The sequence below is a fragment of the Thermostichus sp. OS-CIW-26 genome (assembly GCF_054058395.1).
Genome location: NZ_JBSSAG010000003.1, coordinates 1 through 26968 on the forward strand (window position 1 = coordinate 1; position 26968 = coordinate 26968).

The window sequence follows — 26968 nt, forward strand, 5'->3', positions numbered from 1 at the left end:
AGTTCTCATGATGAGTTTATAAAAGTTCTCATGATGAGCGTATAAAATCCTGCTACGCCGGTCATAGCACCAGTAAGGACAAAGCATCGTGTCCTTGCCTTTTATCCCGACCCTCACCCTGGATAGTGGTGAGTGGATAGTGACCAGCCACTAGTCACCAGTCACTAACGGAGGGCGGGGCTTCCCGGCGGTCTAGCTAAAACCAAACCGAAAATGGAAGAAGTTTACTTACCAGAGGAGACCCTTTGCGCTTGGCTGTGGGAAGACCTGGGGCACGGCGACCTCACCACAGAGCTGACCCTACCCCCAGGACTGGAGGGTGAGGCGGTAATCCTGGCCAAGGAGACAGGGATCCTGGCCGGCCTGGAGATTGCCAAGCGGGTTTTTCGGCTGGCGGATCCCCAGGTGGAGTTCATCCCTGGAGTGGAGGAAGGGGCCAGGGTGGCTGTCCGTCAAGAGGTGGCCCACCTCAAGGGATCCCTGAAGGGCATTCTGGCGGGGGAGAGGCTGGCGCTCAATCTTCTCCAAAGGCTGTCCGGCATTGCCACCCTCACCCGCACCTATGTAGAGGCTCTCCGGGGAACTTCAACCCAGCTTCTGGACACCCGCAAGACCACTCCCGGCCTGCGCGCCCTGGAGAAGTATGCTGTACGGGTAGGGGGCGGCAAAAACCACCGCTTTGGGCTGTTCGACGGCATTTTGATCAAGGAAAACCACATCATTGCCACGCAACGCTGTTGCGACCGTGGCGCGGGAGGCGTTTTGGCAGCCGTCAAGCGGGCCAAGGAAGGTGCTCCCCACCACCTCAAGGTGGAGGTGGAGGTGCGGGATCTCCAGGAACTGGAAGAGGCTTTGGCAGCAGGAGCCGATCTCATCCTTCTGGACAACTTCACCCTGGAAGAAACCCAGGCCGCCGTCCAACGGGTGGGAGGGAGAGTTCCCCTGGAGGCCAGCGGCAACATGACCCCAGAACGGGCCAGGCAAGTGGCCGAGGCAGGCGTGAATTACGTCAGCGTCGGGGCGCTCACCCACTCGGCCAAGGCTTTGGATCTCTCTTTGCTGGTGGTGTGACCCTGAGCCAAGTCCTCGCTGGACACTGCTTTATTGCTACGCAACGCTGTTGCGACTGATGCTACTTTGAGAAGACAACCTAAGCCCAGCTCCAGCTCAACCGGGCGCCGCGAAAGGCTTCGCCGGGCATCTGGGTTGGGGGTTGCTTCTCTTGCCGGCTCAGATACCCCCCAAAGCAGAGTCGACCAACTCCAGGAGATGGGCTTTCCGTTATTGCTGCGCGCTGCTCCTGCAAACGCATTAGCGGGACAAAGTCCTCAGATCGTGTCCAGCCTCCAGAGGAACAAAACCGTTATTGCTACGCAACGCTGTCGCGACAAGAAGTCGAAAATGAAGGGAGAAACCCCATTGCTACACAACACTGCCACAATCGTCCAGGAGATTGCCCGGCTCAAACAGGAAAGGCAGGCAGTTATCCTCGCGCATTCGTATCAGCTCCCTGAAGTTCAAGAGGTGGCGGACTTTGTGGGAGACTCCTTAGGACTGGCTCGGGAGGCTCAAAAGACGAGCGCCCAGGTGATTGTCTTTGCGGGCGTGCATTTTATGGCGGAGACGGCTGCCATCCTTAACCCGGAAAAGACGGTGCTGCTGCCGGATCTGGAGGCGGGCTGTTCCTTGGCCGATAGCATTCGCCCGCAAGATGTGCTGCGGTGGAAGGCAGCCTGCCCTGAGGGCCTGGTGGTGGCCTACGTCAACACCGCTGCCGAGATCAAGGCTCTGGCAGATGTCTGCGTAACCAGCGCCAACGCAGTTCAAGTGGTGGCCAGCCTGCCCCCGGATCGCCCCATCTTCTTCGTGCCGGATATGTTTCTGGGAGCCCACGTTGCTCAAGTAACCGGAAGGGAGCTGGATCTCTTTCCGGGAGAGTGCCACGTGCATGTTGGCATCCGGGAAGAGCACCTCAAGGCGATGGTGGAAGAGCACCCTGGAGCAGAGTTCCTCATTCACCCGGAGTGCAGTTGCGGCTCTAGCTGTCTCTTCCTCAAACCGGATGCCAAGCTGCTCTCCACCGAGGGCATGGTGCGCTACGCCAAAGCTTCAGAAAGCCGCGAGTTTGTGGTGGCCACCGAGGTGGGCATTCTTCACCGGCTCAAGAAAGAAGCTCCAGACAAAACGTTCATCCCTGTCAAGGCAGAAGCCGTCTGCGAGTACATGAAGAAGATTACCTTGGAAAAGATTTACCGCTCCCTGCAGGAGATGCGCTACGTGATCCAGGTGCCCCAGGAGGTGGCTGAGAAGGCTCGCCGTTCCATCCTGGCCATGCTGGCAGTGCCCGCCGGAGCCTAGAGGTGGAGGGGAAGAACGGGGCGCCGCCCTTGTTAGAAACAGACCTGTTGATCCTGGGAGCAGGGGTGGCGGGGGTGTACGCAGCCCTGTGGGCCGAAGCCCAGGGGGCGACAACTCTGGTGGTAAGCAAGGATCCCCTTCCCTCTGGCTCTACCCCTTGGGCGCAGGGTGGGGTGGCTTTTCCTGTGGATGAGGCGGACGTAGAAGCCCATATCCAAGACACCTTGCAAGCGGGCCGCGGCCTGGTGGAAGAAAAGGTGGCTCGCTCCATTGTGGAGGAAGCACCCTTGCACCTGGAGAGACTTTTGCGCTGGGGCCTTCCTTTCCATCCCCAACCTGTCCGGGAAGGGGGCCACTCCCAAGCGCGGGTACGCCATCTGGGGGGGGATCGGAGCGGACTGTGGCTTCTGAGAGGTTTGCTGGCTCGCCTCAACAGGCTGCCTTTGCAGGGCTACACAGCCCTAAGCCTTTTGCTGGCGGGGGACAGGGTAGGGGGGGCCTTGCTGCTTGGCCCTGAAGGGCCGGTGGAGGTGAGGGCCGGGGCAGTTCTCCTGGCTACGGGAGGATTTGGCAGCCTTTTCCCCGTCTCGACAGCTCCCCCAGGGGCCACCGGCGACGGAATGGTGCTGGCCTGGCGGGCAGGGGCCACTCTCAGGGATCTGGAGTTTGTGCAATTTCACCCCACGGCCTTGCCCAATGGAGCGCTGGTGAGCGAGGCAGTAAGAGGAGAAGGGGCTGTTCTCCTCAACGCCTTGGGGGAGCGTTTTATGCCTCGCTATGCGGAGCTGGGAGAGCTGGCGCCGCGGGATGTGGTAGCTCGGGCCGTTTTCTGGGAGCGGCAGCAGACAGGGGGAACCTACCTGGATCTGCGGGTCGTCGAACATCTGGAGGAGCGCTTTCCCACCGTTGTTGCCTCTGCCCGCGCCTTGGGGCTGGATCCCACGAAGGATCTGCTCCCAGTTGTTCCCGCGGCTCACTACGTGATGGGTGGGATCCGAACGGACACTTTCGGCTTCACCGACCTGCCGGGCCTTTATGCTGCTGGGGAGGTGGCTTCCACGGGTCTGCACGGAGCCAATCGCTTGGCTTCCAACAGCCTTTTGGAAGGGCTGGTCATGGGCAAGCGGGCCGCCTTGGCTGCCTTGCAAGATTTGGGAGAGGTGAGCTTTCCCCGACAGCTGCAGAGGCTACCCGTTCTGGCGACGTCTCCCGACATCCTGCCGGCTCTCAGGCATCGAGTTGGGGAAGCTTTGGGCGTTGTGCGGGAGGGAACACGGCTGCGGGCTTTTCTGACCTTTGTCAAGGCACTTCCCCTGCAGGAAAAGCCTTGGGCCACCCGGGAAGAGGCCGAGGCAGGCAGTCTGCTTTTGCTGGCCCGTCTGGTAGCTCAGGGGGCGCTGCTGCGGGAGGAAAGCCGCGGGGCCCATTTCCGCGAGGATTTTCCTCAGGAAGGGGAGCCTTTCCATACGGAGGTGCGCGGTTCAACTTTTTTCCGGAGAGCTCTTGATGCTACGCATTGCTAACGGCAACAGGCATTCCACTCATGGTGAAAGACGCCCGGCCTGTCGATGCGCTCGAAGGTGTGGGCCCCGAAGAAGTCCCGCTGGGCTTGGGTGAGGTTCTGGGGCAGGTTGGCGGTACGGTAGCTGTCGTAGTAGGCCAAAGAAGCGCTGATGGCCGGGATCGGGATCCCCAGGGCAGCCGCCGTGGACACCACCCGCCGCCAGGATCCCTGCCGCTCCCGGATGGCCTGCTCGAACTCCTCATCCAACAGCAGGTTCACCAGCTCTGGATCCCGTTTGTAGGCCGACTGGATCTCGCCCAGGAAGCGGGCGCGGATGATACAGCCCCCTTTCCAAATCCGCGGAATCTCACTGAAGGTGTAGACGTAGCCGTGGGCAACGGTGGCTTTTTTGAGCAGGGCCATCCCCTGAGCATAGGAGCAGATTTTGGAGCAGTAGAGGGCGGCGCGCAGATCTTGGATAAAGCAGTCGGGATCCCCTGCAAAAGTTGCGTCGGGCCCCTTCAACTGGGCAGAGGCAGCCACCCGTTCCTCTTTCATCGACGAGAGGATGCGAGCTTGCACCGCCGCTTCAATGGTGGGCACTGGTACCCCCAGATCTAGAGCGTCCTTGACTGTCCACAAACCGGTGCCTTTTTGCCCAGCCTTATCCAGAATGAGATCCACCAACGGCTTGCCGGTTTCCGGATCCAGGGTTTGGAAAATCTTGGCGGTAATTTCAATTAGGAAAGATTCCAGCTCTGTTTCATTCCAAGCCTGAAAAATCTCCTGCATCTGCGAGGCCGACAGCTTCAAAGCCCTGCGCATTAGGTCGTAGACCTCGGCGATCAGTTGCATATCGCCGTATTCGATGCCGTTGTGTACCATCTTCACGTAGTGCCCGCCCCCTTTTGGCCCCAGGTAGGTGACGCAAGGGCCATCCGCCACTTGAGCGGCAATTTTGGTCAAGATGGGCTCCAGTTGTTGGTAAGCCTCTGGGCTGCAGCCGGGCATGAGGCTGGGGCCGTTCAGGGCGCCCTCTTCCCCGCCGCTCACTCCCATGCCGACAAAGTGGATCCCGGTGGGGGCGAGGGCTTCGGCACGGCGATCGGTGTCGGTGTAGAGGGAGTTGCCGCCGTCGATGATGATATCCCCCGGATCCAGCAGGGGTTTAAGCTCGTCAATCACCGCGTCTACCGGCGCACCCGCCTTGACCATGATCAAGAATTTGCGGGGCCGCTCCATCAGTTGCACCAATTCCGGCAGGCTGTAGGCGGGGGTGATCCGTTTGCCTTGGGCTCGCTCCCGCATGAACTGGTCGGTTTTGGAGCTGGTGCGGTTGTAGACGGCAACCGGGAAGCCATTGCGCTCGATGTTGAGGGCCAGGTTTTCCCCCATCACCGCCAGGCCGATCACCGCAAAGCTGGGCTTGCTCATAGTTGGGCACTATCGACACCTCACCCAATCTAGAGGCCAATCTGACCGACGGGGCTCAGGGATCCTGTTTTCTTCACCTTTGCCGGCCCTGATTCAAGGGCAGCCCAAACTCTCACGGGTGGTTACGCCGGTTATCGGGTGGGATCCCTCAGCTCGCTCACACAACTGCCGCTTTGCCGCCCGATCCACATAGGCTTCGCTGAAATCGGCGCCGGCAATCTGCGCTCCTTGCCAAACCGCCCGTGCGGCAATGGCTCCCGTGAGGTTGGCCCCCCTGAGATCGGCTCCTGCCAAATTGGCCAGATCCAAGAGGCTATTGCTCAAGTCGGCACCGGATAGATTGGCCCCTGCCAGGTTGGCTTTGGTGAATGCCGCCCCCGCAAGGTTGGCCCCGTGCAGATCGGCGCCCTGCAGGTTGGCACTGACAAAGCTGCTGCCCCGCCAATCTTGGCCGGACAAATCCTGACCCTGCAGATCGGCGTTGTTGAAGTTGAGACGGGTTTGGCTGCCCGCTATGGATCCCCAGAGGAGCCAAAGCAGCAGAGTGGCCGCCAGCAGCATGCCCAGCTTCCCGAAGTCGCGCCAGCAAGTCGAGGCGTTGGATTTTGGGGCCATCGAGGATCCCTAGATTCTCTACCCCCATTCTTGCCGATTTTCCCCTTGCCCACTGAGAACTGGGATCATTGCGTTGCAGCAGAGACAGCCGTTATCCGCCGTAGGTCACATTCCGCTCGGTGGTGCGAAATTGCAGGATCGTCAGCCCCACCACAATGAGAAACAGGACGATGGATTGCGCGGCAGCCCTACCCAAATTGCCAGAAGACACTCCGATTTTGTAGATCTCGTAGATCAACACCGAGGTGGATCCGGAAGGGCCCCCAGCAGTCAGCAAGTCAATGGTGCCAAAGATATCGAAAAACGCATAGGTCATGTTGGTAATCACCAAAAAGAAGGTGATGGGAGAAAGCAGCGGTAGGGTGATGGCAAAAAAGCGACGCACTGCCCCGGCCCCGTCGATGGCAGCCGCTTCCAGCAAATCCTTGGGCAGGTTTTGCAGGCCGGCAAGGTAAAACAAAATGTTGTAGCCCATCTGCTTCCAAACGCTAGCAAAGATCACCACCCAAGGGGCCAAGTTGGGATCGCTGAGCCAGTTTAAACGGGGGATCCCCACCAGGCCCAGCAAATGGTTGGCCACCCCTCCCAAGGGGTTGAACATGATAAAGAAGATGATCCCGGCCACCGCCGGAGAGATGGCGTAGGGCCAGATCAGCAACACCCGATAAATCGCCGCCCCCCGAATCGGCTGATAGGCCAGCGTGGCAATCAACAGGGATCCGCTCAACCCCAGCACCACGATGGCCGCCGAAATGGCAAAGGTAATCCCCAGGCTGCGCAGATAGGTGGAATCCGTCAGCAAAGCGGTAAAGTTATCCACACAGACGAAGCGGCTGCGCGGCGCCCCCACAAACGTGAGCAGGGTGGAAAGGCGGAAGGTATCCAGCCCTGGGTAGTAGAGAAACACCACCAAGATCGTGAAGGTGGGCAACAAGAGCAGCCACGCCAGCCACCACTGCTTAAAGATGCCCCTCTCCTGAACAGCTGGGCCGGGGATCCCCAGGCGGCGCTCCTGCTCCTTCTGCGTCCACGCCAACAGCGGCCAGAGGGGAATGGCCATGCCCGCCAGCACCAGCCCCACGCCAAAGGCCATGTCGATGGCCTTGCGCTCCGGCTCAAAAGTGCAAAAATCCAGGGGCGCCATAAAAATCAGGGATCCCAGCCCTCCTGCTAGGCCCCCCAGCACTGCCCCCACCGGCACAGGCCACTCGATGCGTCGAAAACGGAGCCCTATCCAGAGGGATCCCAGCAACCCTGCCAACAGCGGCACCAACACTTGGACGAATCCCAACATGCCTCTCACCTCGGCTGTGCTCTTCACAAGAGCCTTATCAAAGCCCGGAAAGGGGCAGGCCGCCGCCCACCCCCATCCCTCAATAACACCCCTGGCCCATCGACACTGGGGCTACTGGTAAAGGGAGTTGTACTCGGCCAGAAGGCGGTTGGCCTCCTGGTTGGCCTTGGCCATGGCCTGGGCTGGATCCCCGCCTTTAAGCATCAGATCTTCCATGGTTTGGGTTACCACGTTGCGAATTTCGGGGAAAGCCCCCAGCAGCGCCCCCCGAGTGGCAGGGGTCACCTTGGAATTGTTGATTTGGTCGCTGGCGGTGAAGAAGTTGGGGTTTTCCTTGAACCAGCCCTTCGACTCCAGCAAGGCTACCGAGCTTTTCCGAATGGGCAAGTAGCCGGTCACTTGGTGCCACTCGGCAGCATTTTCGGTGTTATTGAGCCACAGCATGAAGGTCAGCGCCCCCTCTTCCACCTCCTTGGGCAGATCCTTCACCAGCCAGAGGCTGGCTCCCCCGATCAAGTTCCCCGTCCAACCCTTGTCGGCGTTGTAGGGCATGCGGGTGGTGACCAGCTCGATGTTGTTTTGCTTGGCAGCGTTGGTGATGTTGGCGGCATCGGCGCTGCTGGTGATGGCCATGGCGACGGTACCGGTCTGGATGGCCTGCTCGGTGGCTGCCCAATCCCGCTGCTTGCCGCTGTAGATGTAGTAGCCTTTGTCATACATCCCTTTCCACCAGGTGGCGATGGCAATTGACGGCTCCGAGTCCAAAAAGACCTGGGTGGCACGGGCGGCACGGCCATTGTCGTTGTTGGCCAAGAGGGCATTCTGCTGGGCCATCCACTGCTCGTAGAACCAGCCGTGATTGGGCCAGGTCACACAGCCCTGGGGAGCGTCGGGGAGGGCCATGATCTTTTGACAAGCAGCCTCCAGCTCTTGCCAGGTGGCCGGCGGCTTTTCGATCCCAGCCTTCTTCAAGATGGCCGTGTTGGAGTAGAGAATGGGGCTGGAGCTGTTCCAGGGCATGGAGGTAAATTTGCCATCCAGGGTGTAGTAGCTCACCACCGGCTCGATAAAATCGTCGAAATTCACTGGGATCCCGTTCACTTCGGTGCGATTGCCCAGAGCCTCGGCAATGGACTTGAAGTAACCAAAATCCCGTGCCCGCTGGGTGCCCACCTCAAACCATTGCACCACCGAAGGAGCAGCATTTTGTTGAATGGCCAGGTCGGTGGCTTGCTGAATTTCTTCGTAGTTGCCGTAGCCTTCGACCGTAACTTTGTATTGAGGAAATTGTTTGTTGAACTCTGCCGCTTTTCCGCGGGCCCAATCCAGGCGGTTATCGGTAAAGGCAATCCAAACTTTGACTTCGGCAGGAGACTGAGCAAAGCTGTCGGCAGCCAGAAGAGCAGCAGCAGACGCAGCCACGAGGCCAGCCGCAACAGCCAGGAAAGTACGACGGGTGTTCATAGAAAAATGCAGTCGCATTCGCTAAAGGCACCTCTGAGATTACAGCACCGACATTAAGAGCAGGTTATATCTGGCTGGGATCCCCTCGGGAGGTGAACCCTCAGGCCGAAGTCAGAGTCAGATGAGGTGAGCACCTAGCCTGGGTCATGATTGGCAATTTCTCAAGGGGTCTCGAAAAATGAGAATGAAAATGAAAACCGCAAGCTTTTGCCTGTTGTTGGTTACTGCCCTCCTGATGGCGCTTGCTCCCTTTGCGCAGGCTCGCCCCCGTCAACGCACTCGCACAGCCACCACGCCAACGGCTGGATCCCTGACCCCGCGCGGTGAGCGCACCTTCACTCACTCCGGCACCTACACTGGCACCGGGCCAAGTGGCAGATCGGGTAGTGGCACCTATTCCGGCCAGGGATCCCGGCAATTCATTCCCGGTCAGGGGGTGGAAGGAGACTACTCCGGCCAAGTCACTACCCAACAAGGTCAGACCTGGAACCTGAACCATCAGCACACCACCACCCGCACGAATGAGGGCTGGCAACGGCAGGGCAGCACCACCCTGCAAAACGCCGAGGGCAAGACGGTGGGCAGCAGCTCGAGCCTTATCGAGGGCCAAGCGGGGCAAGGCTGGCAGCACAGCGGCCAATTCAACAATGCCCGCGACCAAACCTACACCACCGAGTCGAGCAGCACACCGACCGGGCCAGGACACTGGCAGCGGGAAACTCGCGTCTTCAATGCCCAAGGGGATCTGCTCGGTGGCTCTGATACCGATGTGCAGTACCGATTTGTACCAGGGCAAGGCTGGGTGAAAACAGTAGAAGGCAATACCCTGAAAGGTCAACCGATCCGCCGCACCACCACAGTCGGCCCCAACCTGTGAAGAAGAATCTGAAGGTCACTTTAAGGGATCCCTTAGGATTTTGTGGGAGGAAGCGGGCGGACGGAATCGAACCGACAACAGCAGTTTGGAAGACTGCGGTTTTACCATTAAACTACGCCCGCACAGGCATTCACTGATGCCGGAAGCCTATGATAGCACCTCTCCCCAGTCAAGGTCTGGAGAAAAATCCATCTCCATCAGCGGGACAGACTTCTCCGGTAGGCTGGGCTTACTTGCTCTGGAGATCTTTCTGGCGTTTCCTTTGCCATTGGCGAAACTCTTTCTCGTAGCGTTCACCCTCCGTTTGGTAGGCGTTCCAGCCCTTGAGGGCAACGGTCAAGCCCCACCCCATGAGTATAAACAGCGACCAAGATAGCCCTCCACCGGAGAGCCAGTCTAAGCCCAGCAAAAAGCTGTTGACAATTCCATAGCGGCCCAGCAGTTGGTAAAACTGCCGACGGCGGTAGCGCTGGAATTCTCGGTGTTGGCTGTTCAGCTCTTGCCAGGCCTTCCATTCCTGCTCGGCCAAGTCCAGCTCTTGGGGGGAGATCCCCAGTTCGGCAGCCATCTCCTGCAGTTGGGAGCGGGTGAACTCGCCCAGGCGTGGCTGGCGGGCAATGGCCCGCTGGAGGATCTGCTGCACGTCCTCTTGGCTGTACCGGGATCCCGACATTTGGCTGACTTACATATAACTTCGTAAACTTTATATCTCTTAGTTTGGGCTAGCTGGATCTTGCGCCTTATGAAGCTCCCTCCGCCGCGGGATCCCAACCGTTAGACTAAACCTAGACTGCGAGCCTCCTTCTCTGGGGTTAAGTGTCCCTGTACTGCCTGTGATCTGTGCTTGCCAGTAGGGTTATGGCCTCCACCCGCTCTAGATCTTACCTTCGCCAGAGTCGTACCTCCCTATTGAGCGATCTGCTGCAGGCTTTGCCGCACCTGCGCCCACAATTGTATTTCAAATCCTCTTTGGTTGCCCTCAGCCACGCCATTGAGGATCAGGTGCTGCAAGGGCAGGGATCCCCGTGGGTATTCGCTAACTTTCAAAAGGAGCGCTACTACCGCCAGGAGGCACGGCGCTACCAGCGCATCAGCGCAATGGCCCAAGACGTGTTTGTGTTGGCGACCCCAGAAAAGGATTTTGCTCAGACAGACCTGCCCTACCACACCATTCCCTTGGATCCAGAGGATCCCTTGGTGCAGGAGTGGCACTTGATCGTCATCGATGCCCACTATGCCACCTGCCTCGTGTGTCGAGAACGCTTGCAGATGCAGCGGGAGCGTCCTTGGCAAAGCAGCGATATGGATGCAGCTCGCCAATTTGATGGGATCTGGTCATTTGATCGTCAGATTACAGTCCAAGCGGCTTTGGCCCTGTTGCCCAAGATCCTCAGTTACCGACCGGATCTGGAACCTCGCCTTGAGCCCCTTCGCCAGTACCTCAAGGGATCCCCGCAAAACTCCGCCAGCCAACTGAATCCAGGCCCCTTTACCGAGCGGCTGATCACCTATCTCCAGGCAGGGCAATACAAACTGCAGCGGGCCTACCGCACCATTCGGGCGCAAGAGCGCAAAGAGCATCTGATCAACCGCATCAGCAGTGCCATTCGCCAGTCTTTGGATCCCGGCGAGATTTTGGCAATTGCTGTGCAGGAGCTGGGGCAGGTGGCAGAGGTGGGGCGATGTTTGATCTACCGTTACGATGGCCAGGCCCCTGCTGTTCAGATTGAGCAGGAGTACCGCACCCTAACGATGGGCAGCCTTAAGGGATCCCTGTGGCCTCTTCCCAGCAACCCTTTTTTGCGGGAGGCAATGGCCTCGGCACAAGCGGTGTGCTGCGAGGATACCCAAAAGGATCCCCGCCTGCAGCGAGTGCCGGAGCTGTGGCAGCCGGCCCAAATTCGGGCTTGGGTGGCCATGCCGATTCTCTATCAAGGGCGGTTGCTGGGCCTATTGGAGCTACACCACGAACACCCTCACCGCTGGCAGCCGGCCACTCTGGAGTTGGCAGAAGCCATTGCCAACCAAGTGGGGGTAGCCCTCTTGCAGGCAGAAGCCTATCAGCACCTAGAAGAGCTCAATCGCCAGTTGGCAGCTCTGGATCAGGCCAAATCAGAGCTGATTGCCGTGACCGGACACGAGCTGCGCACCCCGCTGTCCACCATTCAGGTGTGTTTGGAGTCTTTGGCCAGCGACCCCGACATGCCCCTGGAGATGCGCCAGGAAATGTTGAACACAGCCCTGCAAGATGCCGATCGGCTGCGGGAGTTGGTGCAGGACTTTCTCACCCTCTCCAAGCTGGAAAGTGGTCGCGTTCGCTGGCATATCGAGCCGTTGTCTGCTCAAGAATGTGTGGAGCTGGCCCTGAGCAATGTCAAAGCGCGACGGCGGCACGAAGACTTGCCCACCATCGAGCAGGTGCTGCCCAAACGGCTGCCAATGGTTAGGGCGGATGGGGAGTGGCTGGTGGAGGTGTTGCGTAAGCTGCTGGACAATGCCTGCAAATTTACCCCTTCCACCGGACGGATCTGGATTCGGGCAGAAGTGGAGCCACCAGCCGGTGGATCGACGGGGGCGATGGTGAAGTTCACTGTTGCCGACACCGGGCGCGGCATTGAGCCAGACCGGTTGCAAGCCATCTTCGAGCGGTTTTATCAAGCAGAGGGATCCCTGCGGCGCTCGGTGGGTGGGACGGGCTTGGGGCTAGCCATTTGCCGACTGATCATTGAGGCCATGGGGGGGCGCATCTGGGCAGAATCGGGGGGGATCAATCAGGGCAGTGCCTTCCACTTCACCCTGCCGATAGCGCACCCACACACCCAAGGACAGCCCTCGATCGCCGCTTGAGACTCGAAAGGTGAAGGACCACCGGCCCACTTTGCCTCTGGGATCCACCTGGCAAATTCCAGCTCGAATATCAAATCCCACAAATGGCAATAAAGCTGTTCCCCAGCCCCCCTCTTCTTTGGCAGAAGGGCTGAGAGTGGTCGCGTCAGCGGCGCGGAGCGCTTGGGGAACGAGGTACCTATTGGGCGCGCCTCAAATGGGCTTGGAATGATCCGACAAACTCAGGCAGCGCTCCCGAATGGCTTGTAAGTTCAGGGCCAAATCTTGGCAAATGCGGCGCTCCACCAGACCGACAGGCATTCTGCGGGGAGGTTTGACCTGCAGGTGGTAGGTGAGCAAGGTTTGATGGGCCGACCAATCGGCCAGATCCCAAAACCCCTCGAAGATAAGAAAATCCCCTTGTGTTTTTTGGAAGCGAAGCTGCTGAGGAAAGATCTCCTCGATAGCCAGCACCACCGCAGCAGAAAATTGGGCAAATAAAACCTTTTGGGATCCCACTTGACGTACCAGTGTGCGGCCATTCTCACGGCCAATGACGCGACTTTCCACCAAGTTGGGAATAAACTCCGCCAGATGGTCGTAGTCGGTCAAAACCTGCCAGACCTGCTGCCGCTCCACCGGAATCAGGACGCGACCTCGCACTTGGCGGCGGCGCTCCCCCAAATCCTCCACCTCCACCTGGATGTCTGAGGACTCCGTCCCGCTGACGCCAGCAGGAATGGGGATCCCATCTTCTGGGGTGGGGTCTTGGGGATCCCATTCAGGGTCAGAAGGCATGGCGAGAACTTCAGTCGCGTAGGTGCTGTAGAGCAGTGCGGAAACCGGAGAGGGAATCGATTTTTGACTGGACAAACCATTCGCCAGCAGTTCCAATAGGCTGCCCCCCTGTGTTTTCTATTGTATCAGGGAACTGTATAGCAGATAACGAACTCTAGGGGAGAAGGGCCTGGAACCAACCGACGATCACCTGCCAAACCTGTTCTAGAAGGGCAAAGGGATCCCGCAACTCCTGCAGCACCTGCCGCGGGCCAATTCTAAAGACCACGTACAACACGGCCAAGATGATTACAATCCCCACCGTTGTCCAGATGGCCTCTCGAACCACCCGCACCCAAAAAACCAGCATAAAAATGGCGATGGCTACAGCGGCAACCAGCGGCAATGTGTCCAGTACCATCGGATCCCACCTCGTTTGGCTCAGATGTTTCAGATTTAACTCCACTGTAGCCAGCTTGAACTGAAAACAGGTGTTCGTAGATGTCCGTTGACAAGGGATCTCCTCTCGTAAAATGGGATCACCTCGAGATAACCCCTCTTTAGCTGGGCTAGACCTATGGACATCATCACCCTTGGCTGGATTGCCGTCCCCACCTTCTTCGTTCTTTCCATTGCCCTGGTGGTCTGGGGGCGCAACGGCATGTAATTTGTCATGCCTGGATTGAGCCTCACATCCATCTTGCATTCATCTTGTTGTTCCTGCCGCCGATATTGACGGGGTTACCCCCGCTCACACCATGGAAACCGATCTTCCCTTGGTCGCCCGCATCGCCTACGGAAGCATCTTTTTGCTGTTGACAGCCGTAACCCTGGGCGTTGGCTACATTACCTTCATCGACTGGCGGGATCGGCGGCGACGCAACGAAGTTGAGCGCAAAGCCCGTCGCTCCAAGCGCTAGCGCCGCTGTTGGGCCTGCTCAGCTAGAAATCGCAGGAGCCCCGCACTGTACCCGTAGGGTCAGTGCCGGGAGGAATGCGGAAGTCACAATAGAACCATGACCCAAGTCCTGACCGTCTCCTGCAAGCTCAAGGCGTCCCAGTCGCAAGCCGCCAAATTGGACGCGACGATGGATGTCTTTGTGCAGGCATTGAACTGGGTCAACCAGAACACGCCGGAGAAGATCGTCAACGCGGTCAAACTGCAATCCCTTTGCTACTACGAGATTCGAGCCCGGTTTGGCTTGTCCAGTAACTTGGCTCAACAGGTGTGCAGACGGGTAGCGGGTTCCCGCAAAGTGGCTAAGCAGAAAAAGCGTCCCGTCAAGGAGTTTAAGAGCGGCTTTGTTACCTACGACGCTCGCATCTTTTCGTTCCGTCAAAAAGACTGGACGGTGTCGCTGACCACGGTGGAAGGGAGAGAACGCTTTGAACTGGCCATTGGCAACTACCAGCGTGGGATGCTGGCTGGCTCTAACCCCAAATCGGCCACCCTAGTCCAGCGGAAGGATGGCTCCTACTCCATCCAGATTTGCGTAGAGAAAAAGCCACCCAAGCAACAAGATACCGACAAGGTGATCGGGGTGGACTTGGGGAGGACAGATATTGCCCATACGTCAGAGGGGGACAACTGGAATGGACAGCAGTTGAACAGAGTCCGAGACCACTACTCCCGGTTGAGGGCGGTACTCCAACGCAAAGCCAGTAAGGGCACACGCAGTTCGCGGCGCAGATGCAGAGAACTGTTGCAACGGCTGTCTGGCAAGGAGAGACGCTTTCAAGTGTGGGTCAATCATCGCATCTCCAAAGCTATTGTCTCTAGGGCAAAAGCTACCAACAGCGCTATTGCTCTGGAAGACCTGACAGGGATCCGGGAAAGGGTCAATCAACAGCCACGCAGCAAAGCCGAGCGGCGCAGGGCCAACAGTTGGGCGTTCTACCAACTACGTCAGTTTCTGGAGTACAAGGCGAGAGTTGCAGGGGTTTCTCTGATTCTTGTGCCGCCTGCCTACACGTCGCAGACCTGCCACCGGTGTTTGCACATTCATCCCGACCCTGCGCAATCCTACCGCAGTGGAAAGAAGTTTAAGTGTGGACACTGTGGATGGGAAGGAGATGCGGATTTGAATGGTGCAAACGTAATTGCGCTCTTGGGGGCTGCCGTAAACCAGCCTAGAGGTCCGGGCTTGTTTTGTTCTCTGGTAGAGCAGAACAGGCTCAGGGCTACTGAAAGCTCGCTCCGTACCGCTTAGCGGTCGGAGCCGGGTAGTTTACTCTTCAACCCAACTCAGGGTGGGGATGGCCAGGTAAGGCAGGGGATCCTGGGGTTGCAGTTGAGAAAGATGCCGCAGGATGCCCTGGTTAGCCTGCCACAGGGCTTGCACATCCCATCCAGCGTAGGTGGGCAGAAAGTTCGCCAGCTTGCGGTTGGCCTCCCCCAACAGGATCATGCAGCCGCGGCGGTTGCCGTTTTGCAGGTGATAGTAGGCCACGGCGGTTTGCAAAAGCCCCTGGTAGAAGCGCCGCTCTGGATCCACTGCTTCCATCCACAGGGCCTCTAGGGTGTCGTGGCAGGCGTAAAATTCCCCCCGGTTAAACTGCTCGGCGGCCAAACGCAACGCTTCTGAGTGGGCATTGCTCATGTGGCTAGGCACAGTTGTGGGCTAGGGGTGAGGTCTGCACGGGCAGGGATCCCTGCGGCAGCACCAGGGTAAAGCAGGTTTTGCCTTGAGAACTCTCCACCGAGACGCTGCCCCCCAGCCGCTGCATCCACTGCTTGACCAAAGCCAGGCCCAGGCCGGTGCCGCCCCGCTTCCAGGGATCCCCGCTGGGAATGCGGTAAAACTTCTCGAAGATGCGCTCCCACTCGCTGTGGGGAATTTCTACTCCCTCGTTGATCACCCGAATTTCCACCTGCTGCGGGCCAGAGCGCTGCGCTGTTACCCAGATGTTGCACCTTGGGGGAGTATACTTGCAGGCGTTGTTGACCAGCTCCTGCACCACCCGCTCCAGGCCACCTTGATCGGTGAGCACCTTGCCCACATTTGGCGCAATCTGCCACTGCAACCGTTGCTGGTTGGCCTGGGCCCGCTGTAGAAACGGCTCCAGCACGCTGGGCAGCCAGGTTGCCAGCGGCACTTCTTCCAGATGGAGCGTTTTGGATCCCTGCTCCAACCGCTGCAGATCCAGCAGGTCGTTCACCAATTCCGCCTCCCGCTCACACTCCTGCTCCAAAATCTTGAGATATTGCTCTCGTTTTTGGGGGGCGCGGGCGGTTTTCAGCAGTTGGATGGCCATCTTCATGTTGGTGATGGGGGTGCGCAGCTCATGGGAGACGGTGCTCAAAAAATCATCTTTGAGGCGGTTGAGGCGCTCCAGCTCACCAATTTGCTGCACAGAAGCCTGGTAGAGGCGGGCCTGGCGGATGGCAATGGCGCAGTGATCCGCCACCTGCTGCACCACCTGCACCTCCAGTTCATCAAAGCACTCGGCTGCCGGCTTCGCCAGCCAGAGATCCCCCAGCACCCCTTGGTCATCCCGCAGCGGGCACACCAGCAGGGTCAGCCCTTCCCGGCGGGGGATCCAGCCCTGCCCAGGCAAGTGGCAGAATTGCACCGCTTGACCCCCTTGCAGGTGCCGGTAAAGATCGGGGTAGTCGGCCAAAGTCAGGGTAATCCCGCCGACGGGCGGTAGGGCAGAGGTGTATTCGTAGCGCACCGTGGCTTGGCCGGCTGCCCAATCGTAGAGACAGAGATCGCACCCTTGGATGGACAGCCCCAGAGCCAATTCTTGCACCACTGCCCGCAGGATCTGGGCTTCCTCCAAACTGCTGCGCACCTGGTCGGTGACCCGCTGCAAGAGGGCATCCATAGCCAGAGATCGCTGCAGGGCCGCCGTCCGCTCCTGCACCTCCTGCTCCAGACGGGCGTTGAGGGTTTGCAACTGCCGGTAGAGCTGATTTTGCGTAATGGACAGGGCCAAATGTACCCCGACCCGACTCATCAGCTCTTGCTCTGCAGCTGACCAAGCCTTAGGCTCGTCAATTTTCAGCTCCCGCCAGGCGGCAAAAGAGATCAAAGGCAGTTCTTGTCTGGGATCCCCCTGAGCAAACCAACGGTAACCCGCCCAGTGGGTTTCTTGGCAGATGGCCGCGCGAAACACGCTCAGCCAGCCCACGGGCTGGTCATTCCAGACAAGCTGTACCATCAGCAGGCCACGAATGGGCGTCTGCTTCATCTGCTCTTGCAGCTCCGGCCATTTCTCCAAGTGGGATAGCGACCACATCTTGACCCAGCCCCCCGCTCCTCCGGCCCTTCCGAGCTGCTCCTGTAGCCAGGTGTCGTAGCTGGCCGGGGGTTGCACGCCATGACAACAGAGGGTATCTGCGCCCATAAAGTGGATCCGCAGCCGCGCCCCGATCCCCTGCAAACCGGCAGCAAGCTGCTCCAGCACCGTAGTCAAGGTCGTCTCCGGGTGTAGGGGCGAATAAACCAGGGCAGCAATTTGGTTGATGAGGCGTTCCTGCTGCGCCTTTTGCCGCGCCTGCTCCAGCAATTCCGCCTGAGCAATGGCAATGGAAACTTGATCCGCCACCAACTGCACCACCTGCAGCTCTTCTTGGGAGTAGGGACGAGGCTCAGCATGATGGGAGACCAACAGCCCCCATAGCTCCTGGTGATGCATCAGGGGAACCACCAAGGAAGAGGCCACCCCCATGGATTTCAAATAGTGGACATGGCAGGGATCCACAGGCCGCTGTAGCGGCTCGCCCAGCTGATCCCTAGCAGACAACCCCCAGGACTCCGGCTGGCTGATGGAACGGCTCTGCGCCTCTACATCCACAATCACCCGCGCCTGGGCCGAACGAAACAACCGCCGCGCCTCCTCGGGAATGTCCCCTGCCGGGAAAGTCAGCCCCAAGAGCGAGGGCAGCCGCTCCCCTCCTCGCGCTTCCGCCACCACCGTCCCATGCCCTTCCGGGTCGAAGCGGTAAACCTTCACCCGATGCGTACCCAAAAAGGCGCGCACCTCCTCCACCGTCGCCCTCAGGATCTGATCCAGCTCCAGGGATTGCCGAATCTGGTGGGTGATGCGGTTGATGAGGGCATCTCGGCTGGGTCGAGCTGCGGCAGCCCACGTTTCAGTATCCATAGTTGCAAGCCCCTAGCCCCTGGAATTAGCGGAAAGTACCTAAAAATACATCCCTTTTTTCCAGCATAGGATGCCCTTGAGAAGAGCAGTCGGAGTTCAAAAGAAAAGTTAAAGAAAAAGTTAAAAATGGTAACTCAGGGTTTCCCGGGTTGGAATCGCCTGAGATCGGGTGAGATCTAGGGTCGGGAATGGCCTACGGCTCACCCGCGCCCTCGGAAAGCAGAGCTAGAGGAGAGGCAGCTGAAACAGGCGAGCGGCATTTTGGCTGGTTTCTTCTGCCAGTTTTTCCGGCGGGATTCCCAACAGCTCCGCCAAGGTTTGGGCCACCCGCTGCACATAGGCCGGCTCATTGCGTTTGCCGCGGAAGGGGGTGGGAGCCAGAAAAGGGCAATCGGTTTCCACCAAAAGCTGGGATAGGGGCACCTCCAAGGCCGACCGGCGGACGGTCTCGGCATTTTTGAAAGTAACAATGCCGCTGAAGCTAATGAAGCAGCCCAGCTCGACAAACAGCCGCGTCTCCTCCGGGGATCCGCTCCAGCAATGCATCACCGCCCGCACTGGCCCCCCCGTGGTCATGGCCTCCTTGAGGATGGCGTAGGTGGCTGCTGCCGCCTCGCGGCAATGGACGATCAACGCCAGATCCTGCGCTTGGGCAATGGCAATCTGGGCCCAGAAGGATTCTTTTTGCCGCTCGATATCCGCCGGGTTGGACTTGTAGAAATCCAGGCCCGTCTCCCCGATAGCCACCACTCGCTCGTCGCTGGCGGCCAGGTGGGCGATCTTTTCGGCCAAATCGGGCTGCCACTGGCCCGCCTCCAAAGGGTGCAGCCCCACCGACAAAAATACTTCCGGATACTGGTCGGCAATGGCCTGCAACTGGGGGAATTCTGCTGGTGTTACACAAGAATGCACCAAACGCCGGATCCCCGTCTGACGCCAGCGCTCGGCCACCTGGGGCAGATCCGCGGCAAAATCGGGGTAATTGAGGTGGACGTGAGTATCCACCAAAGGAGCAGCAGGTAAGACGGCGGTGCTCAAGGCTCAGCTCCCCAACAATCGTGTTGCCAACCTTATCCAATTGTAAAAGCTGTCCCCGGCCTGCTTGGGATCCCTTCTGGCGCTCCCGTTTGCCGGCGAGATCCCCTTGCGACGGCTCCTGTGGGAGCAGGATGATCCACAATGATTGAGGAAACCTTACGCCGGAGGTTTGTTATGGCCCGTACCCCCTCGACCATGCTGCCTTTGGGCACCCCAGCCCCTGACTTCAGCCTGCCGGATGTGGTGAGCGGCCAAACCATCTCCCTCTCCACCTTTGCCGACAAGCCGGCCCTGCTGGTGATGTTCATCTGCCAGCACTGTCCCTATGTGAAGCACGTGCAAGAGGAGCTGGCCCGCCTTGGCAGAGATTACAAGGATCGCGGCGTCGGCATTGTAGCCATCAGCGCCAACGATGTGGAGAAATACCCGGATGACAGCCCAGAGAACTTGAAGAAGATGGCCGAGACCTTGGGCTTTACCTTCCCCTTCTGCTACGACGAAACCCAAGAGGTGGCCAAAGCCTTCACCGCCGCCTGCACCCCCGACTTTTTCTTGTTCGACGCGGATCGCAAGTTGGTCTATCGTGGTCAACTGGACGACAGCCGTCCCAGCCTGACCGATGTGCCGGTGACGGGCAAAGATTTGCGGGCGGCGCTGGATAACCTTCTGGCCGGCAAGCCCATCGATCCCGACCAAAAGCCCAGCCTGGGCTGCAACATCAAGTGGAAACCTGGCAATGAGCCTGCTTATTTCGCTGGGTAGATCCCGCTTTTTTGAATCGCGGCCAGGGCCTGTCGATGCAAGCTGGGGTTGGCTGCCGCCAGCACTTCTCCCGTGGAGGTGCGGGTTAAGGGATCCCCTCGCCAATCGGTAATCACGCCACCGGATCCCTCAATCACCGGCACAAGGGCAGCAAAATCGTAGAGGGCAAGGCCACACTCCATCACCAGATCCACACAGCCGCTGGCCAGCAGGCCGTACTGGTAGCCATCGCCCCCATAGGAGGTAATGTGAACTGCTTGGCTGAGCCCCTGGAAGCACCGTTGTTGGTCGGGTTGGGTGAACAAATCAGGGGTGGTACAGCTCAAGTAGGCGCGGCTGAGGTCGGTATTGGCCTTGGTTTGAGCAGCCTGTCGGTGAGAGGGGGTCATCCATTGGGTGGGTTGTCCCCGCACCCCCAGCCAGCGTTCCCGCAACACCGGTTGATCGATGATGCCCAAAATGGGGCGGTCTTCTTCCAAGAGGGCAATCAGAGTAGCAAAGGTGGGCTTGCCGGTGGAAAAGGCGATGGTGCCATCCAAGGGATCCAGAACCCAGGTATAGAGGGATCCCGTCTGGTGAAAACCAAACTCTTCGCCAAGGATGTTGTGTTCTGGCACTTGGGCCATGAGCAAAGCCCGCATGGCCCGCTCTGCCTCCCGGTCGGCTACCGTCACAATTGGGGAGCGGGCCTCTTTGTATTCGGCTTGCAGTTCTCCGCGAAACAGGGGGCGAATCACCGCTCCGGCAGCATCGGCCAGGGCCTGGGCCAGTTCAATCCACTCTGCCTTGACCACCTTTTGCCCACCCTATTTGCGCGTCTCCCCTCTTAGCATAGAGTAAGGGTTTCCCCCCGGTTATGCGGTCTGGCTTGCTCTTAACTCCTCTGGAATGGCTTTGGACGGCGATTGGGGTCCTCCTGACCATTTTGGGCACCCTAACCCATTTGAGTTTTCCGCCGGAGCTGCCTGGGTTGGGGGGATACAGCTTCTCGCTGCAAATTGGGGGCGTGTTGCTGACGGCTTGTTTGGCGGGGCCGGTGGCGGCGGTGTGCGCCCAGATCGTCTACCTAGGGTTGGGGCTGGCAGGGCTACAGGTGTTTGCCCAAGGGGGAGGGTGGCAGTACCTATACCAGCCTGCCTTTGGCTACTTGCTGGGGTTTCTGCCAGGAGCCTGGGCCTGCGGGACAATTGCTTTTCGGCAACGGGATCCCTACCCTTCTCCCCCGGCCCACCAACGTGCTGTCGATGGGAAGCGGTTGGCAGAAGGGATCCCTGACTCCCCGGTGGGCCTCCAAGAGCTGGGATCCGGCAGCTTGGTGGCTTTGGCCTTGGTTCACCTGACCGGGATTCTCTACCTTTTGGCCACACAACCCTGGAATGGGGAGTTGCTGAGGTTGATAGGGCTTTACTCCGGCTATACTCTGCCGGGACAGATCATCGTGGCCAGCTTTGTTGCGGTGATAGCGTTGCTGTTGCGGCGCTTGCTGCTGCTTTGAAGCGGAGGAACCAACTGTGCGCAAAGGCCCATGCAGATTTGGGTCGGGGCGCCTCCTTTCTCAGGCTGCGGCGGCAGAAAGTAGCTTAGAGCCGTGCTAACCCCAACGGCAGTTCCAGATGGAGGCGCAGATTCTGGTCAAGTCTTGTGAGGATTGACGGGTTTTCGTGAGGAACTGAGGGATGCAACGTACTGCTCTGATCCTTTTGGCCACCGGCCTTTTGGCCACTGGGCTGGCTGCCTGTGGAGATGGCGGCAGCTCAGGGGGTTCGATCCTGCCCCCACCCCAAGGCCCAACGGTTTCGTTTATCAATGCGCCCACCTCGGTGCGGGTAGGCACCTCCACGCCGGCTTTTACGGTGCAGGTGAGTGTGCCGGGTGGTGCTCGTCCAACGCAGTTCATCGAGCTGGAAACTTTCAACCCCAGTGGCGTGCGCGTGCAAAGGGAATTCTTCAGCCCACAGCAGGCCGGCTGTAACCCTGGGGCCACCTTTTGTAGCTTCAGTACCGATTTCCGCGTTGCCCTCGGGGATCCCATCGGCGTTTGGCAGTTCCGGATTACCGCGTTTGACCAACAGAATCGCTCCGGATCCCAAACACTGCTGATTACAGCCTTCCAGTAGGCAAGCAGAGTTGCCGGTTTTGGGGTGAGGCCACTCACTCTAGAGGGGAATGCCCACCAGCGGGCCGAAGTCCGAACAAGGACTGAATCTTGCTCACCACTGCGGCTTTCTTCCTGCTTCCACAACCCCTAACCAGCAGCAGCTTGCGTCGCCGCACCGCCGGAGGGATCTCCACAGGCGTCAATTTCCCCAGGGCTAGCGTTCCGCGCCGCCGGTGCGACCGGCAGAGTTCCACAAAAATAGGGCCGGAGGCATGCCCCCTCAAGCTATGAGCCGGTTATCACTGGAGTTCGCAAGCTGCCCAAGGCGGGATCCCCTACTCCAGGTCTCGACGGTTGGGGTTGCGGGAGGGGTCGTTGCTCAAAAAACCAAACACAAAAAGCCCCACAAAAAAGATGACAACCGCGTAAACAGAGATTTTCAGTAACAGCATAGTTTCAGCAACCCGTTTCCGACTGAGTGAACTGATGAAGCGATAAGGCAATCGTAAAACAAGGGTGAACCACCCCAGAGAGGGGATCCCGTCAAACCTGAGACCCCGCAAAACTTCTTCACAACATCATACCTCTCAGCGGCCCTTTTTCCCGCAAATGGCCCCAGTCTCCCCCCGAGAGATCCTTTCATCCCATCCTCAGAAAAGGCTGCAAAGCCCGGCATGTCGGGGATCCCCGGCAAGAGCAGAGATTGTTAAGAAATATTTTGGACTGGAAACAAAGATTGCCGCTCCTCAGCGGCGGCAGCGCTCGCGGGCGACCGGGACATAGGAAGATAGGATTTGTGGCTTTGCCGGGTCTTGCCGGACGTGTGTTGGATTTGCCCATGCCTTTTGATCGGTTAGGCCACTTAGAGGCTCTGGATGGGCGGTCGGAAACTCAGCCGCAACCTTTGTCGGGGATCTATCGGCCTCAGGAGTTGCCGCTTTCCGATGGGATCCCAGCTTTTCTGCACCACTGGCCCCAGGGATCCCCTTGTGGAAGGGTGTTGCTTTTGCACGGCAAAGGGGATCACGGCGGCGGGTTTTGCCCTTTGGCCGGCGAGTTGGCTGCTCAAGGGTGGGAGGTTTTGGCTCCCGACATGCGGGGATTTGGTCGCTCCGGCGGGATCCGCTGCTGGATCGACCGCTTCAGCCAATATCAAGCGGATCTGGAGAGGATCGCCCAGCAGGTCTGGCCGCAGAAAGGGATCCCGCAGATCTGGTGCGGGTACAGCGCGGGGGCCAACTGGGTTACGGAATATGCCCTCGCCCATCCCGACCAAGTGCAGGGCCTGGTTCTCATCTCTCCGGCTTTTCGCATCGACCACTATTTCACCCCTTTTACCCACGCCCTTCTGCAAGTTTTGGACAGGGTTATTCCCCAGTTGGCCTTGACCGGCCTCTACGAGCCGGCGCGGGTGACTTCCCTACCCGAGCAGCAAGCCGCCTTTGCGGCGGATCCCTACATGTGCGGTGTGACGCGGGCCAGATTTACAGCCGAACTGGCGCGCAGTGGACAGCGCTGCCTTGATCAAGCCCATCGGCTTCGCCTGCCGGTTTTGCTGCTTTACACCTCCGCCGATATCGTCGTCAATCCTGCGGGAGCTGTGGATTTTGCCCGTCGGCTGCCCCAGGGAGAGATCCACGATTTTCCCCAGTCCCGCCACGATCTTTTACACGACTGCCAAGCCGAAGCGGTAAAAGAGACCCTTCGCCGCTGGCTGGCTCGGCATTTTCCCTCTGCCCCGGATGTCGCCCCTCGCCCAACGACCAACTCAGCCCCTACCGACCTCATGGCAAAATAGAAACGCCCTCTTTCCCCCTGCTCTCATGAGCCAAGACCTGATCTACCGTCCCCGTCGGCTGCGGCGCACAGAGGCCTTCCGCCAGATGGTGCAGGAAACCCACCTGCGGGTGCAGGATCTGATCTATCCCCTGTTTGTCATGGAGGGGGAGAACCAGCGGCAGGAAGTGGAGTCGATGCCCGGCTGCTACCGCTACACCCTAGACCTGCTGCTAAAGGAGGTGGAAGAAGCCGCTCAACTGGGGATCCCGGCGGTGGCCCTGTTCCCGGTGGTGCCGGAAGAGAAAAAGGATCCCACCGGGCAGGAGTGCTTCAACCCGGAAGGCTTGATCCAGCGGGCGGTGCGGCGGATTAAACAGGAAATTCCCGAGATCTTGGTGGTAACCGATGTGGCCTTGGATCCTTACAACAGCGACGGCCACGACGGCATTGTGCGGGATGGGGTGATCCTCAACGACGAGACGGTGGAAGTTTTGGTCAAGCAAGCCCTCTCCCAAGCAGAGGCGGGAACCGACATTGTGGCCCCCTCGGACATGATGGACGGTCGTGTCGGTGCCATTCGGGAGGCCCTGGACGACCAAGGCTATACCGATGTGGCGATCCTGGCCTATTCTGCCAAATATGCCTCTGCCTTCTACGGCCCCTTCCGCGATGCCCTGGGATCCGCGCCCAAATCGGGAGACAAGAAAAGCTATCAAATGGATCCCGCCAATGCTCGGGAAGCCATCAAGGAAGTGGAGCTGGACGAGGCCGAGGGGGCGGACATGGTGATGGTGAAGCCGGCCCTGGCCTACCTGGACATCATCTACCGAGTTAAGGAATCGACGGATCTGCCCGTGGCTGCCTACAACGTCAGCGGCGAGTACGCCATGATCAAAGCCGCCGAACAAAAAGGCTGGATCGACGGCAAAAAAGTGATGATGGAATCGCTGCTGGCCATGAAGCGGGCCGGTGCCGATATCATCCTCACCTACTTTGCCAAAGAGGTGGCCCTGCTTCTCAAACAAGCCTAGGCAGAGGCAGCCTACGGCCTGGCAGACGGCTGGGTGGACTGCCCGATCCAGGAAGGGTGGGTGTTCTTCTCGTCGTCCGCCACCCAGGTACTGGGATCCACCAAACGCACCTGAATTTGATTGCGTGGCACCCGATTCAGCCGTTCCTTGATCAGGGCCTCCTGCTGCAAGGGATCCATACCTCGATCCACCCCCTCCTGCAGCCGAGAAATCCGAGTGGACAAGACCTCGATATGCCGCTCCAGAACCTGGAGCCGGTGGTGCTGAGCCAACTGCACCGGCAAGAGGCGATACAAACCACTGAGGGCAGCCGCCGTAAACAAGACATTCACCCCGATGTGACAGGCCATCTCCCAGACTTGAGGCTCGTGGCCGGGTTCTTGCCGTCCGCGCCGGCGGGAGCGCTGGACAGGGATCGTCCGCCGACCGGAAATTGGGAGAGAGGAGGGAAACCCTGCCCGAACCAGGGATCCCTGCCCTTGGGAGCGATGCACTCGTGGAGCAACAGAGATGTCCAGCCGCGGCCCAGCAACCTGCTCTGCACGCATAGACACGTGGCGAGCCGGGGTACGGGAAGAAGACTTGGGTGTCACGGGTGAAGGGAAGAAAATAGGGGGACGATGAACCACCTCTGCTGCCAAGAAGCGCAGCTAGGGCCTATTGAAGCCGATTTTTCCAGGTGTGTCAGCTTACTAGCGCAGGAGCCCCGCACTGTACCCGTAGGGTCAGTGTTGGGAGGAATGCGCTTTGATGAAGTACAATGAACTTATGAGCCAAATCCTGACCATATCCTGCAAGCTCAAGGTGTCCCAGTCGCAAGCCGCTAAATTGGACGCGACGATGGATGCCTTTATGCAGGCACTGAACTGGGTCAACCAGAACACGCCGGAGAAGATCGTCAATGCGGTCAAACTGCAGTCCCTTTGCTACTACGAGATTCGCGCCCGATTCGGCTTGTCCAGTAACTTGGCCCAGCAGGTCTGCAGACGGGTGGCCGGCGCCCGCAAAGTGGCGAGACAGCGCAACCGTCCAGTTAAAGAGTTCAAGCGTAGGTTCGCTACCTACGACGCTCGTATCTTCTCGTTCCGCGAGAAAGACCGGACAGTGTCGCTGACCACGGTTGAAGGGAGAGAACGCTTTGAGCTAGCCATTGGTAACTACCAGCGTGGGATGCTGGCTGGCTCTAACCCCAAATCGGCCACCCTAGTCCAGCGGAAGGATGGCTCCTACTCCATCCAGATTTGCGTAGAGGAAAAGCCACCCAAGCAACAAGATACCGACAAGGTGATCGGGGTGGACTTGGGGAGGACAGATATTGCCCATACGTCAGAGGGGGACAACTGGAATGGACAGCAGTTGAGCAGAGTCCGAGAGCGCTACTCCCGGTTGAGGGCGGTACTCCAACGCAAAGCCAGTAAGGGCACACGCAGTTCGCGGCGCAGATGCAGAGAACTGTTGCAACGGCTGTCTGGCAAGGAGAGACGCTTTCAAGTGTGGGTCAATCATCGCATCTCCAAAGCTATTGTCTCTAGGGCAAAGGCGACAAACAGCGCTATTGCTCTGGAAGACCTGACAGGGATCCGGGAAAGGGTCAATCAACAGCCACGCAGCAAGACAGAGCGTAGGCGGGCCAACAGTTGGGCGTTCTACCAACTGAGGCAGTTTCTGGAATACAAGGCGAGAGTTGCGGGGGTGACTGTGGTGCTGGTGCCGCCCGCCTACACCAGCCAGACCTGCCACAAGTGCCTGCACATCCATCCCGACCCTGCGCAATCCTACCGCAGTGGTAAGTCGTTCAAGTGTGGACACTGTGGATGGGAAGGGGATGCGGACTTTAATGGTGCGAATGTGATTGCGCTTTTGGGGGCTGTCGTAAACCAGCCTAGAGGTTCGGGCCTGTTTTGTTCTCTGGTAGAGCAAAGCAGGCTCAGGGCTGCTGAAAGCCCGCTCCGTACCGCTTAGCGGTCGGAGTCGGGTAGTTTACGCTTTGCCGCAAAACATT

Annotated in this window: 27 protein-coding genes and 1 tRNA gene; 14 read left to right on the forward strand and 14 right to left on the reverse strand. The window is 59.0% G+C overall.

The window, feature by feature from the left end; all coding sequences use genetic code 11:
- Positions 1-213: 213 nt before the first annotated feature.
- From nadC to ACVW0C_RS01930, 3 genes are all read left to right on the forward strand, one after another.
- The gene (gene nadC / locus ACVW0C_RS01920) at positions 214-1071 is read left to right on the forward strand and encodes a carboxylating nicotinate-nucleotide diphosphorylase (protein ID WP_011434043.1); all 858 of its coding nucleotides are present in this window, start codon (positions 214-216) and stop codon (positions 1069-1071) included.
- Between the two features lie 198 nt (positions 1072-1269).
- Positions 1270-2358, forward strand: coding sequence for a quinolinate synthase NadA (gene nadA, locus ACVW0C_RS01925; RefSeq protein ID WP_414342299.1), 1089 nt, complete (start codon positions 1270-1272; stop codon positions 2356-2358).
- A gap of 29 nt (positions 2359-2387) precedes the next feature.
- Complete coding sequence (locus ACVW0C_RS01930; protein WP_457384167.1) at positions 2388-3881, forward strand: L-aspartate oxidase; 1494 nt, start codon at positions 2388-2390, stop codon at positions 3879-3881.
- Here the strand turns inward: ACVW0C_RS01930 and gndA are convergent.
- From gndA to ACVW0C_RS01950, 4 genes are all read right to left on the reverse strand, one after another.
- Positions 3878-5296 carry an NADP-dependent phosphogluconate dehydrogenase gene (gene gndA / locus ACVW0C_RS01935; RefSeq protein ID WP_457384168.1) on the reverse strand — a complete coding sequence of 473 codons (1419 nt, stop codon included), beginning with the start codon at positions 5294-5296 and terminating at the stop codon, positions 3878-3880. The two genes, ACVW0C_RS01930 and gndA, sit on opposite strands and share 4 nt — an antisense overlap.
- Positions 5297-5389: 93 nt before the next feature.
- Complete coding sequence (locus ACVW0C_RS01940) at positions 5390-5911, reverse strand: pentapeptide repeat-containing protein (RefSeq protein ID WP_457384169.1); 522 nt, start codon at positions 5909-5911, stop codon at positions 5390-5392.
- 91 nt (positions 5912-6002) lie between these two features.
- The gene (locus tag ACVW0C_RS01945; protein ID WP_457384170.1) at positions 6003-7205 is read right to left on the reverse strand and encodes a carbohydrate ABC transporter permease; all 1203 of its coding nucleotides are present in this window, start codon (positions 7203-7205) and stop codon (positions 6003-6005) included.
- 111 nt (positions 7206-7316) lie between these two features.
- On the reverse strand, positions 7317-8669 hold the full coding sequence (locus ACVW0C_RS01950) for an ABC transporter substrate-binding protein (protein WP_414380441.1): 1353 nt from the start codon (positions 8667-8669) through the stop codon (positions 7317-7319).
- A gap of 190 nt (positions 8670-8859) precedes the next feature.
- Here ACVW0C_RS01950 and ACVW0C_RS01955 point away from each other — a divergent pair, with 190 nt between their 5' ends.
- Positions 8860-9546, forward strand: coding sequence for a hypothetical protein (locus tag ACVW0C_RS01955; protein WP_457384171.1), 687 nt, complete (start codon positions 8860-8862; stop codon positions 9544-9546).
- 51 nt (positions 9547-9597) lie between these two features.
- Here the strand turns inward: ACVW0C_RS01955 and ACVW0C_RS01960 are convergent.
- Both ACVW0C_RS01960 and ACVW0C_RS01965 read right to left on the reverse strand, forming a co-directional pair.
- Positions 9598-9668, reverse strand: a tRNA-Gly gene (locus ACVW0C_RS01960).
- A 107-nt stretch (positions 9669-9775) separates the two neighbouring features.
- Entirely contained in the window at positions 9776-10219 is a 444-nt protein-coding gene (locus ACVW0C_RS01965) for a 2TM domain-containing protein (RefSeq protein WP_011434035.1), read from the reverse strand.
- A gap of 185 nt (positions 10220-10404) precedes the next feature.
- On the opposite strand from ACVW0C_RS01965, the gene ACVW0C_RS01970 reads away from it, so the two are divergent.
- Positions 10405-12393, forward strand: a complete 1989-nt coding sequence (locus ACVW0C_RS01970) for a DICT sensory domain-containing protein (RefSeq protein ID WP_414350157.1) — start codon at positions 10405-10407, stop codon at positions 12391-12393.
- Positions 12394-12585: 192 nt separating this feature from the next.
- Here the strand turns inward: ACVW0C_RS01970 and ACVW0C_RS01975 are convergent, their stop codons facing one another.
- Both ACVW0C_RS01975 and ACVW0C_RS01980 read right to left on the reverse strand, forming a co-directional pair.
- Positions 12586-13170, reverse strand: coding sequence for an SRPBCC family protein (locus ACVW0C_RS01975; RefSeq protein WP_457384172.1), 585 nt, complete (start codon positions 13168-13170; stop codon positions 12586-12588).
- Between the two features lie 154 nt (positions 13171-13324).
- Complete coding sequence (locus ACVW0C_RS01980; RefSeq protein WP_049749597.1) at positions 13325-13570, reverse strand: hypothetical protein; 246 nt, start codon at positions 13568-13570, stop codon at positions 13325-13327.
- A 156-nt stretch (positions 13571-13726) separates the two neighbouring features.
- On the opposite strand from ACVW0C_RS01980, the gene ACVW0C_RS01985 reads away from it, so the two are divergent.
- The 3 genes from ACVW0C_RS01985 to ACVW0C_RS01995 all read left to right on the forward strand — a co-directional run bounded on the left by ACVW0C_RS01985 (position 13727) and on the right by ACVW0C_RS01995 (position 15359).
- Positions 13727-13816, forward strand: a complete 90-nt coding sequence (locus tag ACVW0C_RS01985) for a cytochrome b6-f complex subunit PetN (protein WP_244349857.1) — start codon at positions 13727-13729, stop codon at positions 13814-13816.
- Positions 13817-13907: 91 nt separating this feature from the next.
- Positions 13908-14069, forward strand: a complete 162-nt coding sequence (locus ACVW0C_RS01990) for a hypothetical protein (RefSeq protein ID WP_011434030.1) — start codon at positions 13908-13910, stop codon at positions 14067-14069.
- Between the two features lie 96 nt (positions 14070-14165).
- Complete coding sequence (locus ACVW0C_RS01995) at positions 14166-15359, forward strand: RNA-guided endonuclease InsQ/TnpB family protein (RefSeq protein ID WP_457384173.1); 1194 nt, start codon at positions 14166-14168, stop codon at positions 15357-15359.
- Between the two features lie 18 nt (positions 15360-15377).
- Here the strand turns inward: ACVW0C_RS01995 and ACVW0C_RS02000 are convergent, their stop codons facing one another.
- From ACVW0C_RS02000 to ACVW0C_RS02010, 3 genes are all read right to left on the reverse strand, one after another.
- On the reverse strand, positions 15378-15749 hold the full coding sequence (locus ACVW0C_RS02000; protein WP_457384174.1) for a DUF309 domain-containing protein: 372 nt from the start codon (positions 15747-15749) through the stop codon (positions 15378-15380).
- 4 nt (positions 15750-15753) lie between these two features.
- On the reverse strand, positions 15754-18258 hold the full coding sequence (locus ACVW0C_RS02005) for a sensor histidine kinase (protein WP_457384175.1): 2505 nt from the start codon (positions 18256-18258) through the stop codon (positions 15754-15756).
- 225 nt (positions 18259-18483) lie between these two features.
- Entirely contained in the window at positions 18484-19263 is a 780-nt protein-coding gene (locus ACVW0C_RS02010) for a TatD family hydrolase (protein WP_457384267.1), read from the reverse strand.
- Between the two features lie 207 nt (positions 19264-19470).
- On the opposite strand from ACVW0C_RS02010, the gene ACVW0C_RS02015 reads away from it, so the two are divergent.
- Positions 19471-20058, forward strand: a complete 588-nt coding sequence (locus tag ACVW0C_RS02015; RefSeq protein ID WP_041437584.1) for a thioredoxin family protein — start codon at positions 19471-19473, stop codon at positions 20056-20058.
- Here the strand turns inward: ACVW0C_RS02015 and ACVW0C_RS02020 are convergent.
- On the reverse strand, positions 20043-20852 hold the full coding sequence (locus tag ACVW0C_RS02020) for an inositol monophosphatase family protein (RefSeq protein WP_457384176.1): 810 nt from the start codon (positions 20850-20852) through the stop codon (positions 20043-20045). The genes ACVW0C_RS02015 and ACVW0C_RS02020 overlap by 16 nt on opposite strands.
- Positions 20853-20914: 62 nt before the next feature.
- Here ACVW0C_RS02020 and ACVW0C_RS02025 point away from each other — a divergent pair, with 62 nt between their 5' ends.
- Together ACVW0C_RS02025 and ACVW0C_RS02030 are read left to right on the forward strand one after the other, a co-directional pair.
- Entirely contained in the window at positions 20915-21553 is a 639-nt protein-coding gene (locus tag ACVW0C_RS02025) for a biotin transporter BioY (protein WP_457384177.1), read from the forward strand.
- A 181-nt stretch (positions 21554-21734) separates the two neighbouring features.
- On the forward strand, positions 21735-22175 hold the full coding sequence (locus ACVW0C_RS02030) for a hypothetical protein (protein WP_457384178.1): 441 nt from the start codon (positions 21735-21737) through the stop codon (positions 22173-22175).
- A 316-nt stretch (positions 22176-22491) separates the two neighbouring features.
- Here the strand turns inward: ACVW0C_RS02030 and ACVW0C_RS02035 are convergent, their stop codons facing one another.
- The gene (locus tag ACVW0C_RS02035) at positions 22492-22608 is read right to left on the reverse strand and encodes a photosystem II reaction center protein I (protein ID WP_011434021.1); all 117 of its coding nucleotides are present in this window, start codon (positions 22606-22608) and stop codon (positions 22492-22494) included.
- Between the two features lie 386 nt (positions 22609-22994).
- On the opposite strand from ACVW0C_RS02035, the gene ACVW0C_RS02040 reads away from it, so the two are divergent.
- Together ACVW0C_RS02040 and hemB are read left to right on the forward strand one after the other, a co-directional pair.
- Complete coding sequence (locus tag ACVW0C_RS02040; protein WP_457384179.1) at positions 22995-23954, forward strand: alpha/beta hydrolase; 960 nt, start codon at positions 22995-22997, stop codon at positions 23952-23954.
- A 25-nt stretch (positions 23955-23979) separates the two neighbouring features.
- Positions 23980-24966 carry a porphobilinogen synthase gene (hemB, locus tag ACVW0C_RS02045; RefSeq protein WP_414344721.1) on the forward strand — a complete coding sequence of 329 codons (987 nt, stop codon included), beginning with the start codon at positions 23980-23982 and terminating at the stop codon, positions 24964-24966.
- An 11-nt stretch (positions 24967-24977) separates the two neighbouring features.
- On the opposite strand, the gene ACVW0C_RS02050 is transcribed toward hemB, so the two are convergent.
- A complete protein-coding gene (locus tag ACVW0C_RS02050) occupies positions 24978-25595 on the reverse strand; it encodes a slr1601 family putative cell division protein (RefSeq protein WP_414389690.1) in 618 nt (205 codons plus the stop codon).
- Positions 25596-25734: 139 nt separating this feature from the next.
- Here ACVW0C_RS02050 and ACVW0C_RS02055 point away from each other — a divergent pair, with 139 nt between their 5' ends.
- Positions 25735-26928, forward strand: coding sequence for an RNA-guided endonuclease InsQ/TnpB family protein (locus ACVW0C_RS02055; RefSeq protein WP_457384268.1), 1194 nt, complete (start codon positions 25735-25737; stop codon positions 26926-26928).
- The last annotated feature ends 40 nt before the right edge of the window (positions 26929-26968 follow it).

Excerpts from the sequence above, each read along its gene's own strand:
- nadC (WP_011434043.1), top strand. The coding sequence starts at position 214 with ATGGAAGAAGTTTACTTACCAGAGGAGACCCTTTGCGCTTGGCTGTGG.
- nadA (WP_414342299.1), top strand. The coding sequence starts at position 1,270 with ATGGGCTTTCCGTTATTGCTGCGCGCTGCTCCTGCAAACGCATTAGCG.
- gndA (WP_457384168.1), bottom strand. The coding sequence starts at position 5,296 with ATGAGCAAGCCCAGCTTTGCGGTGATCGGCCTGGCGGTGATGGGGGAA.
- ACVW0C_RS01940 (WP_457384169.1), bottom strand. The coding sequence starts at position 5,911 with ATGGCCCCAAAATCCAACGCCTCGACTTGCTGGCGCGACTTCGGGAAG.
- ACVW0C_RS01945 (WP_457384170.1), bottom strand. The coding sequence starts at position 7,205 with ATGTTGGGATTCGTCCAAGTGTTGGTGCCGCTGTTGGCAGGGTTGCTG.
- ACVW0C_RS01950 (WP_414380441.1), bottom strand. The coding sequence starts at position 8,669 with ATGAACACCCGTCGTACTTTCCTGGCTGTTGCGGCTGGCCTCGTGGCT.
- ACVW0C_RS01955 (WP_457384171.1), top strand. The coding sequence starts at position 8,860 with ATGAAAACCGCAAGCTTTTGCCTGTTGTTGGTTACTGCCCTCCTGATG.
- ACVW0C_RS01965 (WP_011434035.1), bottom strand. The coding sequence starts at position 10,219 with ATGTCGGGATCCCGGTACAGCCAAGAGGACGTGCAGCAGATCCTCCAG.
- ACVW0C_RS01970 (WP_414350157.1), top strand. The coding sequence starts at position 10,405 with ATGGCCTCCACCCGCTCTAGATCTTACCTTCGCCAGAGTCGTACCTCC.
- ACVW0C_RS01975 (WP_457384172.1), bottom strand. The coding sequence starts at position 13,170 with ATGCCTTCTGACCCTGAATGGGATCCCCAAGACCCCACCCCAGAAGAT.
- ACVW0C_RS01980 (WP_049749597.1), bottom strand. The coding sequence starts at position 13,570 with ATGGTACTGGACACATTGCCGCTGGTTGCCGCTGTAGCCATCGCCATT.
- ACVW0C_RS01985 (WP_244349857.1), top strand. The coding sequence starts at position 13,727 with ATGGACATCATCACCCTTGGCTGGATTGCCGTCCCCACCTTCTTCGTT.
- ACVW0C_RS01990 (WP_011434030.1), top strand. The coding sequence starts at position 13,908 with ATGGAAACCGATCTTCCCTTGGTCGCCCGCATCGCCTACGGAAGCATC.
- ACVW0C_RS01995 (WP_457384173.1), top strand. The coding sequence starts at position 14,166 with ATGACCCAAGTCCTGACCGTCTCCTGCAAGCTCAAGGCGTCCCAGTCG.
- ACVW0C_RS02000 (WP_457384174.1), bottom strand. The coding sequence starts at position 15,749 with ATGAGCAATGCCCACTCAGAAGCGTTGCGTTTGGCCGCCGAGCAGTTT.
- ACVW0C_RS02005 (WP_457384175.1), bottom strand. The coding sequence starts at position 18,258 with ATGGATACTGAAACGTGGGCTGCCGCAGCTCGACCCAGCCGAGATGCC.
- ACVW0C_RS02015 (WP_041437584.1), top strand. The coding sequence starts at position 19,471 with ATGGCCCGTACCCCCTCGACCATGCTGCCTTTGGGCACCCCAGCCCCT.
- ACVW0C_RS02025 (WP_457384177.1), top strand. The coding sequence starts at position 20,915 with ATGCGGTCTGGCTTGCTCTTAACTCCTCTGGAATGGCTTTGGACGGCG.
- ACVW0C_RS02030 (WP_457384178.1), top strand. The coding sequence starts at position 21,735 with ATGCAACGTACTGCTCTGATCCTTTTGGCCACCGGCCTTTTGGCCACT.
- ACVW0C_RS02035 (WP_011434021.1), bottom strand. The coding sequence starts at position 22,608 with ATGCTGTTACTGAAAATCTCTGTTTACGCGGTTGTCATCTTTTTTGTG.
- ACVW0C_RS02040 (WP_457384179.1), top strand. The coding sequence starts at position 22,995 with ATGCCTTTTGATCGGTTAGGCCACTTAGAGGCTCTGGATGGGCGGTCG.
- hemB (WP_414344721.1), top strand. The coding sequence starts at position 23,980 with ATGAGCCAAGACCTGATCTACCGTCCCCGTCGGCTGCGGCGCACAGAG.
- ACVW0C_RS02055 (WP_457384268.1), top strand. The coding sequence starts at position 25,735 with ATGAGCCAAATCCTGACCATATCCTGCAAGCTCAAGGTGTCCCAGTCG.